Genomic DNA, 13,617 nt, shown 5'->3' on the forward strand with positions numbered 1-13,617 from the left:
TTGGATACATCAGCAATTCATTTGCATTTATCTTTCTTTATGGACCTAAACTATATAATAATTCTCTTATTCGTTTTTGCAGATGATTTTAGCTCTTAATTATCTTTAAATCTATTTTATAATCAATAATAAATTAATTAGTACCATCTTACATCCCAAAAGCGCAAATAAAATTATTAACATGACAGCACCACCTACTCAGAGAAAAATAAAAATAGAAATTTTGTATTATTTTTTATGACTTTTAAATCATTATAATATCTGATATTTTCTTAAATGGCAAAATGTATCTTAATCGGTCATAGTTCCAAGCAAGAAGATATAACCATTAGAGCCGAAGTCACCATTGAGTCTTCAAAAATAACCGAATATGAGAGCATCCAAATATTAAAAAATAATCAAAAAAAACACAGTAAAACACCTAAATTTAGCGTTCTTCTTATTAGCAATAAAACAACCAAAATTGCTTGTGCATCGCCAATAAATACAGAACGATAGATAGTATATATATTACCGATCTTGGAGAGCGACGACCATTATCTTCATCGTTAACCCATTTAAAACCAATCCAAGAGATAGTATTGGGATCTTTATAATTTATTTAGCACTCCCCAATCGGTAAACATATTCCTCTTCAAAAGTAGGAATACTACAAAAACGGAGAGTGTCAAAATCACAACAAATGCAACCATTTTATCAAGTCTATAATATTTTGATCAATAAGTGGTTATTACCCGTTGCAGAACGGATAATAACCACTTCAGAGACTACTCCAATTTTAAATGCTTACTTATGAGCTGCGCCTAATAATCCGCATAGAAAGTGTCATACAGTAACTGCTCCATTTAATTACTACTCATCAGATTGATTTGTTACATTAAACATCCAACGAATTCCAAATTTGTCAAGACAAACACCCCAATACCCCCAAAATGTATCATGGGGCGTAACACATTGCTTGGCGTCCCCACCTTCTGAAAGTTCTGCATACAGGCGGTCGGCCTCGGCTTTGGTATCGGTATTTAAACTGATCGTCGTATTATTTCCCACCGTTAGGCTATGACCCATGCTTTCAAGCATATCTGTTCCCATAATTTCCGTTCCTCCCAGAATCGGCAATGCAACATGCATCACTTTCTTCTTGTCTGCGTCGGAAAGTGGGGGCATGCCTGGCTGTTGAGGCATATCACCTATACGCATAAAGGGAGCAGAGAATTCTGTTTTGAAAACATGCTTGTAAAAGATAAATGCTTCTTCGGTATTACCCATAAAGTTGAGATAGATGGATACGTTTGCCATATTGATTACTATTTCAGGGGTTAATGATTTTTCGTGAAGGTTCAATAGAAAATTTATTTCACATTCATCTTTTTTTGTTTTTTTGGATCAAAATCTACCATCCACTCAATTCCTTATTTATCTCTAAACATACCAAAATAGGAACCCCATGGGCTATCAGAAATAGACATTTCAACTTGCCTACCTGTCGAAAGACCACTAAATAACTTACCAGCTTCTTCTTTGCTTTCTGCACTAATCACCATTTTACTCCTGTTCTCATTTTCGTTTGTTCTTCCCAACATCTCCGGGACATCATTCGCCATTAGAATGCTGTCACCTATCGGTAAAGCAATGTGCATTATTTTATTTTCTTCATGTACTGATACGGCAAAATCTGAGCTTGCAAAGTCTTTGAAACGCATTATTATTGCAAATTCACCTCCAAACATTGATTTATAAAAATTGAATGCTTCTTCAGCATTACCATTAAAATTTATGTGGGTATTGATAGTTGCCATGATTTTTAGTATTTAGTCATTAATTAATTATTTAAATGACACACTCAGTCATTTAAGGTATTTTTAGCTTTGAAGATTTTAGTAAAATAAAGGTTTTCTGCAAACAATCTTATAAAATTATTAAATGGAATATAAGGCTGGTTTCAAGTAGATACAACAACTTGTTTAGTTTGTAAATAAAATTTTGTACGTGATTTAGTTTTAAACACCTATATCGAGTAACTATAATGATTTAGCACATTAACTATTTATTGATTTTGAACACAATCGTTTGTCAAACTCTATACCCGATAAACCATAAAAACAGTTATCTGCTTCTCGGAGTAGGTTCACCAAAACCGGAATAAACCGTTCTTTTGTATCAAACCATGAAAATCATTTCACCGAACCCGCACTTCGCCTCTCCCTACCTCTTGGTCACTATTAGCGGGAAAAATTAAGTAACCTAATCGTCTGTCTAAACCACCATGCGCTTCTGGTCTATGTGCAAAAACATCTACCAACTAAAATTCACATTTTGTAAGCCCTTCCGGATTGCCTCCTCCGTTTGACACTGCTTTCCGTCTCACCGTACTTTGTCTATATCATCTGAAAACGTTTACAAAAATTTTCTCCCAGCCTGTAGGGTGTAAACGCTTCAACACAAACTCCTGCAAGATATGAAAAATCCTCCTCGTCAGTCTTTCTGGCAAATTTGGAACATGAGCTTTGGCTTTTTGGGTATCCAATATGGCTTTGGGCTTCAACAAGCGAACATGAGTCCGATCTACCGATATTTGGGTGCAGATGAAGCCGCTATTCCGGCCCTTTGGCTTGCTGGACCTGTCACCGGATTGCTTATTCAACCATTGATAGGCGCGATGAGTGACCGAACGTGGTCGAATCGTTGGGGACGGAGGAAGCCTTACTTTTTAATAGGCGCCGTTATTACCAGTATCGCCCTGATCTTAATGCCAAACTCCTCTTCCCTGTGGATGGCAGCGAGTTTAATGTGGATTTTGGATGCGGGTCTGAACATTGGTATGGAACCGTTCCGCGCATTTATCGGAGATCGTCTGAATTCTGAACAACGCACCCTCGGTTTCTCGATGCAAAGTTTCTTTGTTGGGTTTGGACAAACCTTGGCTAATCTGATGCCAGCACTTCTTGGGATTTTCGGATTGGTTATGGTAGCCGATGCAGGTGCCAATCATATTCCGGATATGGTTAAATATTCGTTTTACATTGGCGCATTTGCCATTTTGGCCTCTGTACTCTGGACGGTCTATACCACCAAAGAATATCCACCAGAAGATTTGGAGGCGTTTCGGCGGGAAAATGCCGAAAAAGGCATTCTCCATGTTTTTACCGAAATATGGGATGCTTTGCGGGAAATGCCTACCACCATGAAGCAACTTTGGTGGGTAAAGTTCTTCACTTGGTTTGGCCTGCCGCTCATGTGGCAATACCTGAGCCTCGCCATTGCCCGACATGCTTTTAATGCTCCAGAAGCCAACATGCCCGGATTTGAAGCAGGGAATGCATGGGGGGGTATTACGTTTGCCGCCTTCAATGTCTCTTGTTTTATGATCTCTTTTTTCTTGCCAGCCATTGCAAAAAAAATCACCCGGCGGGGGACACATGCCCTTTTTCTTACCATAGGAGGGGTTGGGTTTTTCTCTATGCTACTTGGGAATGACAAATACGTCTTCCTTTATGGTATGATTTTGGTTGGCTTGGCGTGGGGATCTATCTTATCTATGCCTTATGTATTGCTCTCGGACAGTGTTTCCCCAAAACGTATGGGGGTCTATATGGGTATCTTCAACGGTTTTATTGTGGTGCCCCAAATCATCAACATGATTACAATTCCCTTTTTGTACAAAACGTTGCTTGGCTCCGATCCACGAAATGCCTTAGTCTTCGCGGGCGTTTGTCTGATTTTGGCGGGTGTTTCCAGTTTCTTTGTTACTGAAAATCAACCGCAGAAAAGCGAATAACAGAAAGGTACATGAACAATCACATGACCATCGTTGGTTTGGGGGAAGTGCTTTGGGATGTATTTCCGGATGAACGTCGTCCCGGAGGTGCGCCCGCAAACGTTGCATTCCACGCTCAGCAACTAGGGAATCGCGGCATCATTGCCAGTCGGGTAGGGAACGACGAAGAAGGAACGGCCTTAACCAAATGGCTTGCCGGAAAAGGGCTAAATACCCATTATATCCAAACGGATACGACATATCCTACTGGAACCGTCCCCATTCATTTTATAAAAGAAGAACCCCACTATACCATTACGCCCAATGTGGCATGGGATTATCTGGCATTTACTGCCGAATGGCAAGCCTTGGCCCAAAACACCGATGCCGTTTGCTTTGCGACTTTAGCCCAACGAACACCTACCTCGGCCGATACGATTCGGCGTTTCCTCTCCGAGATGCCTACCAAAAGCCTGCGTGTGATGGATGTCAATATGCGGCTTCCGTTTTTTGGGAAAGAAGTATTGGAAATTTCTTTCCCACTGGCCGATGTGGTCAAGTTAAATATAGATGAGAAAGAAGCCATTTGTCGTTTATTCGACCTTGAAGACCCGTATGCGTGGTTGTTCCGAGAATTTGATATTCAATGGATTTGCCAGACACATGGAAAAGATGGCGCAGAATTAATCTCGCCGCAAGCGCGGTGGCGGGTTCACGGTGAAGCGGTGGATGCCTCGCAAGGGGATGCTGTTGGGGTTGGTGATGCCTTTTTGGCAGCCCTAACCACCGCCCTGCTTCGGAAGGACATCCCGGAAACCGCCCTTCATTTCGCCAACCGATATGCTGCCAAGGTCGTCACCTTCAAAGGTGCAATGCCTGTTTTTGACCCTTAATTCAACCATTAAGACCGTTTAACTCCCCCAAGTGCTCCGATATGCCCCCAACAGATGTAGCCGAACCAGTAAGTTTTCTACCGGATCTGCAAGCACGTATTCAAGCGTATTATCCCGATTTTTTTGCTTCCTACCGAACCCTGTACCCCACAGCGGGTCAAGAACGCATTGATGCCCTTTTGAAACAGGTTCAAGAAGCCTACGAACAACGCCCCAATGCACTTCGCGAGCGGGATCAACTACGGGTTCAGCACCCAAACTGGTTTACCGAAAATGGCTTGATTGGGATGATGTTGTATGTAGATCTCTTTTCCGGAGACCTTCAGGGCCTCGCAGAACGGTTAGATTATCTTGAAGAGTTGGGCATCACCTATCTTCATCTAATGCCCCTCCTCAAATCCAGAGAAGGCGCAAATGATGGCGGTTATGCTGTTGCCGACTACAAACAGGTTGATCCGCGTTTGGGAAGTATGAAAGACCTACGCCAACTTGCTGATAAACTCAGGGACCGAGGCATGGTCTTAGTCATAGATTTTGTCATGAACCATACGGCAAAAGAACATGAATGGGCGCAACGAGCGATGGCAGGTGAAGCCTATTATCAAAATTTCTATCGTATGTTCCCGGACCGTAGGCAACCGGATGCTTACGAAAAAACACTCCCCGAAGTCTTTCCCGATTTTGCACCTGGTAACTTTACCTGGGAAGAACAACCTCAAAAATGGGTTTGGACTACCTTCAATACGTATCAGTGGGATCTCAACTACGAAAACCCCGATGTTTTTGAAGCCATGTTGGGCGAAATCTTTTTTCTGGCTAACCAAGGAGTGGACGTATTGCGCTTGGATGCGGTGCCTTTTCTTTGGAAAAAAATGGGAACCAATTCACAAAATCAACCCGAGGTGGTTCACCTTCTGGCTGCTTTTAAGGCCCTTGTCCGTATGGCCGCCCCCGGCGTACTCTTCAAGTCGGAAGCCATTGTTGCACCAGAAGAGATCATCAAGTATTTAGGAAGTGGTGGGTTTGAAGGAAAGGCCTGCGAAATGGGGTACAATGCCACATTGATGAACCATTTATGGCACGCATTGGCATGTGAAAATACCCAACTATTGTACACAACCCTATCTGGCCTCCCGCATTTGCCAGAAACTGCAACTTGGTTGAATTATATTCGCTGCCACGACGACATCGGTTGGGGGATTTCTGACGAGAATGCCGCAGCAGTCCACCAAAACGGACGCAATACTAGAAATTTTTGCACCGATTTTTATGCAGGAATTCTACCTCATAGCTATGCAGAGGGTTACGCCTTTCAACGTGACCGACATACAGGAGAAGCACGTATTTCAGGAACGGCTGCCGCACTTTCGGGTCTCCAAAAAGCACAAATTGAAGCAGACGCTGATAAAATAAACGCTGCAATTCACCGAATTAGACTACTAAACGGCGTAATCTTTTTCATGAAGGGAATTCCTTTGCTCTACTCCGGAGACGAAATAGGGCAATTAAATGATTTTACGTATCTCACCGACCCACTCAAAGCTTCCGATAACCGTTGGATTCACCGCCCGCCCATGAACTGGACCAAAGCAGGGCTAAGAAAACGACAAGGAACGGTCGAGTCGCGTCTTTTTCACCTCCATCGCTCGATAATCGAAGCACGTAAGTCGCTCGCCATCATCAATGGTCATACACCGGAGAGCTTAGTTTTTGCCCAAAATGACGCCCTTTTTCTATGTGAACGCCATGATCACAAGAACAGCCCTTGTCTCTTGGTTGCCAATTTTAGCCAAAGTACCCAAATACTGCCTCTCAATCGGCTTTCGGAAATTTGGCGTGACGGCACCTGTACCGATGTGCTTACCAGAACAGCTTTTCATTTTGGGGCTGGGCACCTCGTTATTGGCCCGTATGATGTGTATTGGTTGCAACCGGAATCCAACTTCGAGGCAGTGGATTATGTTAAAATGCCCATATCGGTCCACGTTGAGACCACTCATGGTGAAGAAGTGATGATCGCAGGCTCTAACGGCGCTTTAGGAAATTGGGAACTTACCCATGCCAAACGGTGCAGTGCCCAAAATTATCCTTGGTGGCATACCGAAATCAGTGTGCCTGTGGGAGAAGCCTTTTGTTTTCGGTGGGTTAGGGTGAAAGACAACCAAATCATACAATGGGGGCCGGAATTATTTCATCGGTTGGCTGGATTTGTTGCCTAATTAACTTGGGTTCCTGCACGGTTTCCCCTATTTTTGGCAAACCATTGTTTTGAACAAAAACACCCATTTGTGAACCCCGAATCTTCTGCATCCAATGAATTAATTTGGGACCGCCGGGCGCGTTTTGCGCTCTGGCTGATGGAACACACCAAGGAACCTGTCTTTATCACCGGGCGTGCTGGAACGGGTAAATCTACGCTACTTCAATATTTCCGCAAATCCACTGCCAAACGAATTGCCATTTTGGCCCCAACAGGTCTTGCAGCAATTAATGTGAACGGGCAAACCATCCATTCGTTTTTTCGTTTTCCGTCCCGAATGATTACGGATGATGCCATCAAGCGCATTTGGGGAAATCAGGTTATCCGAAAAATTGACACTTTGGTCATTGATGAAGTCTCGATGGTTCGTGCCGATCTGATGGACGGTATTCACAAAGCCCTTCAGGTAAACCGAAAAAATGATTTGCTCTTTGGAGGCGTGCAAGTGGTGTTCTTCGGTGATTTATTCCAATTGCCACCCGTTGTAAGTCGTGCAGAAGAATCTTTGATGCAGGCCCACTACAGTTCGCCATATTTCTTTAGCGCAAAAGTTTTTCAAGAGGTAAAACCGATTCAAATTGAACTCACGACAGTTCACCGCCAAAAAGAAGCATCGTTTCTGGAGCTTTTAAATCAGGTTAGAGAAGACCGATTAAGCGAATCGGGGCTTGGACGGCTAAACGAGCGGGCAATCAATACAAAACCGCCGGATGATTATTTGGTCCTCACCACTGTAAATGAAAAAGCAAGACGAATTAATGAGGAACGATTAAAATCCCTTGGTGGCCCCCCTTTTACTTATGTTGCCCATACCGACGGAGACTTTAACCAACGTGACTTCCCAACCGAATCTGAACTAACCTTAAAAGTGGGGGCTAGGGTTATGTTTTTGCGAAATGATCCAGACGGATTGTTTGTCAATGGAACACTTGGAACCGTGGAATATCTACACGGGGAAATTATCCGCATCGAGACCGACGCCGGCGACCAAGTGGAAGTAAGCCCGGAGAAGTGGGAAAATATGCGGTATTACTTCGATGCAGAAGAGAATAAAATCATGTCCGAGACCGTCGGTACATTTACACAATATCCCCTAAAATTGGCTTATGCCATTACGATTCACAAAAGCCAAGGACAAACATTTGACAAAGTGGCGATAGATTTAGACCGTGGCGCCTTTACCCACGGCCAAACCTACGTGGCGTTAAGCCGCTGCCGTACTTTTGAAGGCATTCTGCTGACAAGGCCCATCCGCCCGTTGGATGTCTTGTTTGATCCAATTGTATATGAAGCCATTCATGCTTTTCAGCCCGGTAATCGGATTTATCAGGACTACCTTGAGCGGTTCAAAGAAGCCAAAAATCAACTCATTCAGGGCAATTCGGCCTATTTGGTCTCCAATCGCCTCCGGCTACCCCTGGCTACCGTCCAAAAAATGGCGTTAGAACTACCCACGTCCACATAAAAAAAGCCCCCAACCCTTATGTGGAGGCCTACTTTAGGGCACAGGTTTTTATTTTACAAAAGCATGTGCAATTTCTGTCACAATCTTATCGTAGGGTGTGCGTTGATTTGCAGGATAAACGATTTCAAAACTTTTGATGTAGTCATATGTCATTCCTGGGACTGTGTTGGCTTTTACCAAAATCGTTTTCCGGTAAAAAATCCGACCATCATCCTGATAACCGGAGACTACGATAAAAGTCGGTTTTACCCGTTTTAAGGTCACCCTGCGGCCTTCGGATGCCATAAAAAGTTGTTCCTGTAACACCGTATCTGTACGAATGACCACACTTCCCCAAGTCGTGTATTCGGCCAAACCATCTGCCGAGCGATAAGATTGTCCATCTCCATTCGTCGGAGGAGGGTCAGCAATCATGGCAGCAGGATATTTGATGCTGTAGTTAAACCGGGCGTTGGCATACAATTTTGTTTGTTGGGCCATACTAACAGAGGCCCCAAAAACAGAAAACACCAACAGTAAAAAAATTCTTCTTGTCAACATGGCGCTACTTATTTTTAGGTTGAGGTGAAGGTAAAAGGTTAAACAATATAACATGCAATCAGTGTGCCCGAAATAAGAAAAAACAAACTTATTTTGACAAATCAGCAAGACTTGATCATTCTGGAAGCATTTTCAACTTGATAAATTCTGTTTTTTCAAATACTTGTACGCATTCGGCTAAATTCTTCGCTTTCACTAATAAATAATCGGTATTATACGTTGAAAAAGCCATAATACTGATTCTTGCTTTCGCCAAAGGAGACAAAACCGCCGACAAAATTCCCGTTTCATTAAATGCAAATGGTCCCACAAATTCAAAAAGCCGCCAACCATGTTCTAGTAAACCGCCAACAGGGACTGCTTCTTCGGTGCAAATCAAAGACCATTCATCTGGGGTTGCGGTGAGGGAAATCACGCCTTTATTAGACCAAAGGGCGTTATCGGGCCGCCAACTTGGAGGAAACTGGGCTACTACATAATGACCAATAAGTAGCCGAAGCATAATTGGGGTACGGACTTCCATTAATCTCTCAAATTCGATTAATTATCTTTCAGATTGACCAGATCAAATTCATCACCGGAGTTGATAGGATCCGCCAGAATGAGGGTTCGTACTTCTCCAGCAGCAAGTGTAACGGTTTTGCTCGTAAAATTACGGTTTGGGTTCATAATGACAATTTGGTAATTTCCGGGGTCGAAAGCACGATAAGCCACCACCGATTTATACCCAACACTACCAGACCACTGCTGGACACTCTCGAAATCAACGCCAACGGGGGCTAAAAACAAGCTATATTGTAAGGTAGTGGATTTTGCACCCAATACAAACCGAACCAACGCTTTTCCACTGGCAGGCGTTTGCGGGGTTTCGGTAATGGAAAGAAACTCTGTCTGCGCGGTGTTCCCTAACAGCAGCCAAAACAATGTTTCGTCTTTCACAAAGGTTTGTTGTTTTTCCAGAAGGGGCGTAGTACCACCTTGACGGTACATCCCAACTGTCTGGCGGCTTCCGGCCTTTATTTGAAAAAAAGGTGTTCTGGCCTGATAGTTCAGATTAGAGGCAATATCTGTCGTCGCTGCTTTGACGGCCATGAGCGGTACATCCGAGAGGCCATTATAAACACGAAGATTTGCATATTCTGTTTGCCCTGGGTCATTGCCATCACAGCCCATAATTAGGGTCAAAGAAACAAATGCAAGCAATAAGAATAGTGTACGCATGGTAAATTAAGGTGTGTTATGAATGAACAGCAATTTTTGCCGTAAAGTAAATATACAGCGTTCCCGATCCCAAGCCCATATAATTAACCTATGTTGTATTTTTTGCCTATTCAACGGATTTTACGCCTTGTTATATCGTTGATTGTCCGAACTGCATGGCTTTCGTTGCGCTTAAAATGGCATCCAACAAGTGATCGCCGAAGAATCGCATATGAAGAAATCTCTCACACAGCACGTCGTTTATGTAATATTCTGAATATCGAAGTGCGGCTACAAAACCAACCGCCAGAGGTGGATCGTGGGCTGGTAGTAAGTAATCACTTGGGTTACATAGACATGTTGGTTTTGGCATCGGTTTGGCCTGTCTGCTTTGTGGCCCGACACACGTTGGAAAAGGAATTTCTTTTTGGTTGGATTGCCTCTACGTTCCAAACCATTTTTGTTAACCGTGAACGTAAATCCGCCACCGAAAACTTTGTGCGCGAGGTTCAAGGGAGGCTGAATGAAGGGTACCGTGTCTTGGTATTTCCTGAAGGCCGGGCCACCTTCGGAGATACCGTGTATCCCTTTAAAACGGGTGCCTTCGAAGCCGTTGCACAAACAACTTTGCCGATTATTCCGATTTATATGGGTTTACACGAAATTGATGGCGTGAAACCATTTGGCCAAATCCGGTGGAAAATTTGTTGGCATGCACCAATGCCCATTTTCAGGCATATTTGGCGTTTGCTGTCTATCCAGAAAACAGTCTTCGAAGTCACTTTTGCAGACTCTTTTCCTGCAAATAACCATACCCGTAAAACCGCTTCGGTAGCGGCCCATCAGCAAATCTTAACACGTTTTGAAGCACACCATCATGCCTTAGAAGCTCCAGAGTGGGCCATCAACCACGCAGGCACACCTCCTGTTAAACTAACTGATCTGCCGTAAATTGTGTCGGATCAAAAATGGGTTTTGGATAACGGGGTTTCATTTTCTCCAATACATCACGCAAGATTTGACTGACCACAAATGTACGGAACCACTTATTTTCGGCAGGGACCACATACCAAGGGGCTTGCTCAGTAGAGCACTTGAGCAGTGCGGCTTCGTAGGCGCTCATATATTGATCCCAAAGTTTACGCTCTTCTATGTCTGCGGGATTAAATTTCCAATGTTTTTTAGGGTCTTCCAAACGCTCCCGAAATTGCGCCAACTGGTATTCGGGGGATATATGCAACATGATTTTTACGACTTTTGTACCATGTGCATGTAGCATTTGTTCAAAATGATTGATATACTCGTACCGCTTTTTGAGTAATTTTTCCGACGCCCAGCCATGAACGCGGACAATAAGTACATCCTCATAATGTGAACGGTTAAAAATCACAATATGACCCTTTGGTGGTGTCTTTTGGTGAACACGCCACAAAAAGTCGTGTGCTTTTTCTTCGTCGCTGGGGGCCTTAAAACTATGTACCAGTACCCCTTGTGGATTTAAGCCAGCCGTAATGGCTTTGATGGTACTGTCTTTCCCTGCTGCGTCCATTGCTTGCATGACCAACAATACAGACTGTTTGTCTTCGGCATAGAGGCGGGTTTGGAGTTCATCTATGGCAGTTATATTTTGCTTTAGCCGTTCCAACGCTTTTTCTTTTTCAAAGCCAAGCGCCTCGGCGGAATTTCTTTTTTTTAAGGACAGTTTTTTGCCCGGTTCCACCCGGAAAGGATCGTAAAAAGCCATTGCTATTGTAGTTTTATTGGAAATTATTGTATTTTGTCTATCTTCTTTTCAAGCTACAAAAAATAAATTCATGATGCAAAGTTCCTTTTTTCTCTTCGCTTTTGTATGCACAATGTGGAGTGGTAAACCCCCGATAACTTCCTCAGAAACGATAGAAGATTTTTCGACACATTATCAAAAATATGGAGTGTCTGGCTCTTTCCTGCTATACGACCTTAGGCAGGACCACGTCTCTGTGTATAATAAAGCCCAATGTGAAACAGGCTACCTTCCGGCTTCAACCTTTAAGATTCCCAATACCTTGATCGCACTTGAAAATGGCGTCGTTCAAGACGAAAATACCGTTTTTAAATGGGATGGCGTGAAGCGAAGCATTGAAAACTGGAATCAAGACACCACTTTGCGGATGGCCTTCCAAAACTCTACCGTTTGGTATTACCAGAAAATTGCACAAGAAGTGGGATATGCCAAAATGAATCAATGGCTTCAAAAACTAAATTATGGCAACCATTCGATGGATGGGAAATTAGACCGCTTCTGGTTAGATGGCAATATTCGCGTTTCGCAATACCAACAAATTGATTTTATGAAACGCCTCCACCAAAATCGTTTACCTGTTTCGGCAAAAAGTGCTGCTGTTTTGAAAAATATCATGATTCGGAAAGAAACCCCCGCTTTCACTTATCGAGCAAAAACCGGATGGTCAGACCGGAACGGGAAGTCATTGGGTTGGTTTGTGGGTTACATCACCAAAGGCGAAAATACTTACTTTTTTGCCAACCGTGTGGACGGTACACCAGAAAGCCCACAATTTGGTGCTTCTCGAATCGAAATAGCAGAATCCATCCTACGTGAAAAAGGAATCCTGCCTTAAGCCATCCCTCATCTTGCTCCACATTTACCCTTAATCCCTACAGCCCTTTCCCATTGCAAAGGGGTATTTAGGTTGATGAGCGGCAAGCACCCACTTCCGAGCACCCAAATTATTCTTCGGTTTCGTTCAGAATTTGAATAATTTTTTTATGCAATAACGGACTTGAAGCCACCACAGAATTCGCACCAATCACCGATTCCCCCTGCCAGTTGGTTATTTTCCCACCTGCACCTTCAATAATGGGGCGCAAAGGCCCCACATCCCACGGATTCATGATTGGATCCACCATCACATCTGCCCTGCCGGTTGCAAGCATCAGATAGCCATAGGCATCTCCCCACGTCCGGAATTGTGCCACGGAGCGCATTAATTTGTCGAATCCAGCCCCATTCTGGTGTTTTTCCACACGGGCTGTCGCATAAGTACAGAGCATCAAGGCTTTAGACAAGTCATCGTTTGCACGCATATGGACGGGTTTTCCATTTAATTTGGTTACTTGACCATCACCAATGACCATTTCTTGTAAGATTGGTTGATGGATCACCCCTAAAACCGGTTGACCTTGTTGCAATAGTGCAATTAGGGTTCCAAAAAGGGGAATACCCGCAACAAACGAATGGGTCCCATCAATAGGATCTAATAACCAGACAAATTCGGCATGTGGATTTTCATTGCCAAATTCTTCGCCGATGATGCCATGCGACGGAAACGCGATGCGAATCAGGTCTCGCATTCGGGATTCAGCCTCTCGATCTGCAACCGTCACGGGCGAATCATCCCGTTTACGATCCACAGAGACCCCTTTTCCATAATATGAGCGGATAATATCGCCGCTGCTATGCGCCAATTTCGCGGCAAACTGATAATATGATGCGGGTAACATG

13 protein-coding genes are annotated in these 13,617 nt (G+C 43.7%); 6 read left to right on the plus strand and 7 right to left on the minus strand.

Annotated features, from left to right (window positions below):
- Positions 1 to 852 precede the first annotated feature (852 nt).
- Together JNN12_10785 and JNN12_10790 are read right to left on the minus strand one after the other, a co-directional pair.
- Positions 853 to 1,299: a VOC family protein gene (locus tag JNN12_10785; GenBank protein MBL7978815.1), complete on the minus strand. Its 447-nt coding sequence runs from the start codon at positions 1,297 to 1,299 to the stop codon at positions 853 to 855.
- 113 nt (positions 1,300 to 1,412) lie between these two features.
- Complete coding sequence (locus tag JNN12_10790; GenBank protein ID MBL7978816.1) at positions 1,413 to 1,799, minus strand: VOC family protein; 387 nt, start codon at positions 1,797 to 1,799, stop codon at positions 1,413 to 1,415.
- Between the two features lie 659 nt (positions 1,800 to 2,458).
- Here JNN12_10790 and JNN12_10795 point away from each other — a divergent pair.
- From JNN12_10795 to JNN12_10810, 4 genes are all read left to right on the plus strand, one after another.
- Positions 2,459 to 3,778 carry an MFS transporter gene (locus JNN12_10795; GenBank protein ID MBL7978817.1) on the plus strand — a complete coding sequence of 440 codons (1,320 nt, stop codon included), beginning with the start codon at positions 2,459 to 2,461 and terminating at the stop codon, positions 3,776 to 3,778.
- Between the two features lie 11 nt (positions 3,779 to 3,789).
- Entirely contained in the window at positions 3,790 to 4,650 is an 861-nt protein-coding gene (locus JNN12_10800) for a hypothetical protein (protein ID MBL7978818.1), read from the plus strand.
- A gap of 41 nt (positions 4,651 to 4,691) precedes the next feature.
- Positions 4,692 to 6,869 carry a hypothetical protein gene (locus tag JNN12_10805; GenBank protein MBL7978819.1) on the plus strand — a complete coding sequence of 726 codons (2,178 nt, stop codon included), beginning with the start codon at positions 4,692 to 4,694 and terminating at the stop codon, positions 6,867 to 6,869.
- Between the two features lie 69 nt (positions 6,870 to 6,938).
- The gene (locus JNN12_10810) at positions 6,939 to 8,375 is read left to right on the plus strand and encodes an AAA family ATPase (protein MBL7978820.1); all 1,437 of its coding nucleotides are present in this window, start codon (positions 6,939 to 6,941) and stop codon (positions 8,373 to 8,375) included.
- A 48-nt stretch (positions 8,376 to 8,423) separates the two neighbouring features.
- On the opposite strand, the gene JNN12_10815 is transcribed toward JNN12_10810, so the two are convergent.
- The 3 genes from JNN12_10815 to JNN12_10825 all read right to left on the minus strand — a co-directional run bounded on the left by JNN12_10815 (position 8,424) and on the right by JNN12_10825 (position 10,136).
- Positions 8,424 to 8,915: a hypothetical protein gene (locus tag JNN12_10815; GenBank protein MBL7978821.1), complete on the minus strand. Its 492-nt coding sequence runs from the start codon at positions 8,913 to 8,915 to the stop codon at positions 8,424 to 8,426.
- A 115-nt stretch (positions 8,916 to 9,030) separates the two neighbouring features.
- Positions 9,031 to 9,438, minus strand: coding sequence for an ACT domain-containing protein (locus tag JNN12_10820; GenBank protein ID MBL7978822.1), 408 nt, complete (start codon positions 9,436 to 9,438; stop codon positions 9,031 to 9,033).
- Between the two features lie 17 nt (positions 9,439 to 9,455).
- On the minus strand, positions 9,456 to 10,136 hold the full coding sequence (locus JNN12_10825) for a DUF4397 domain-containing protein (GenBank protein MBL7978823.1): 681 nt from the start codon (positions 10,134 to 10,136) through the stop codon (positions 9,456 to 9,458).
- Between the two features lie 90 nt (positions 10,137 to 10,226).
- Here JNN12_10825 and JNN12_10830 point away from each other — a divergent pair, with 90 nt between their 5' ends.
- The gene (locus JNN12_10830) at positions 10,227 to 11,066 is read left to right on the plus strand and encodes a 1-acyl-sn-glycerol-3-phosphate acyltransferase (GenBank protein ID MBL7978824.1); all 840 of its coding nucleotides are present in this window, start codon (positions 10,227 to 10,229) and stop codon (positions 11,064 to 11,066) included.
- Here the strand turns inward: JNN12_10830 and JNN12_10835 are convergent.
- Entirely contained in the window at positions 11,044 to 11,859 is an 816-nt protein-coding gene (locus JNN12_10835) for a polyphosphate kinase 2 family protein (protein MBL7978825.1), read from the minus strand. The genes JNN12_10830 and JNN12_10835 overlap by 23 nt on opposite strands.
- Before the next feature lie 70 nt (positions 11,860 to 11,929).
- Between JNN12_10835 and blaOXA the strand changes: the two genes are divergently transcribed.
- Complete coding sequence (gene blaOXA, locus JNN12_10840; protein ID MBL7978826.1) at positions 11,930 to 12,733, plus strand: class D beta-lactamase; 804 nt, start codon at positions 11,930 to 11,932, stop codon at positions 12,731 to 12,733.
- A 109-nt stretch (positions 12,734 to 12,842) separates the two neighbouring features.
- Here blaOXA and hisN read toward each other — a convergent pair whose 3' ends face one another.
- Entirely contained in the window at positions 12,843 to 13,616 is a 774-nt protein-coding gene (hisN, locus tag JNN12_10845) for a histidinol-phosphatase (protein MBL7978827.1), read from the minus strand.
- Position 13,617 lies beyond the last annotated feature (1 nt).

This window comes from Bacteroidetes Order II. bacterium (assembly GCA_016788705.1).
Taxonomy (GTDB): domain Bacteria; phylum Bacteroidota; class Rhodothermia; order Rhodothermales; family UBA2364; genus UBA2364.

What these genes read in the sequence shown, in the direction of transcription:
- JNN12_10785 (MBL7978815.1), bottom strand. Translation starts at nt 1,299, where the DNA reads ATGGCAAACGTATCCATCTATCTCAACTTTATGGGTAATACCGAAGAA.
- JNN12_10830 (MBL7978824.1), top strand. Translation starts at nt 10,227, where the DNA reads ATGTTGTATTTTTTGCCTATTCAACGGATTTTACGCCTTGTTATATCG.
- JNN12_10790 (MBL7978816.1), bottom strand. Translation starts at nt 1,799, where the DNA reads ATGGCAACTATCAATACCCACATAAATTTTAATGGTAATGCTGAAGAA.
- JNN12_10815 (MBL7978821.1), bottom strand. Translation starts at nt 8,915, where the DNA reads ATGTTGACAAGAAGAATTTTTTTACTGTTGGTGTTTTCTGTTTTTGGG.
- JNN12_10835 (MBL7978825.1), bottom strand. Translation starts at nt 11,859, where the DNA reads ATGGCTTTTTACGATCCTTTCCGGGTGGAACCGGGCAAAAAACTGTCC.
- JNN12_10820 (MBL7978822.1), bottom strand. Translation starts at nt 9,438, where the DNA reads ATGGAAGTCCGTACCCCAATTATGCTTCGGCTACTTATTGGTCATTAT.
- JNN12_10805 (MBL7978819.1), top strand. Translation starts at nt 4,692, where the DNA reads ATGCCCCCAACAGATGTAGCCGAACCAGTAAGTTTTCTACCGGATCTG.
- hisN (MBL7978827.1), bottom strand. Translation starts at nt 13,616, where the DNA reads ATGTTACCCGCATCATATTATCAGTTTGCCGCGAAATTGGCGCATAGC.
- JNN12_10825 (MBL7978823.1), bottom strand. Translation starts at nt 10,136, where the DNA reads ATGCGTACACTATTCTTATTGCTTGCATTTGTTTCTTTGACCCTAATT.
- JNN12_10800 (MBL7978818.1), top strand. Translation starts at nt 3,790, where the DNA reads ATGAACAATCACATGACCATCGTTGGTTTGGGGGAAGTGCTTTGGGAT.
- JNN12_10795 (MBL7978817.1), top strand. Translation starts at nt 2,459, where the DNA reads ATGAAAAATCCTCCTCGTCAGTCTTTCTGGCAAATTTGGAACATGAGC.
- blaOXA (MBL7978826.1), top strand. Translation starts at nt 11,930, where the DNA reads ATGATGCAAAGTTCCTTTTTTCTCTTCGCTTTTGTATGCACAATGTGG.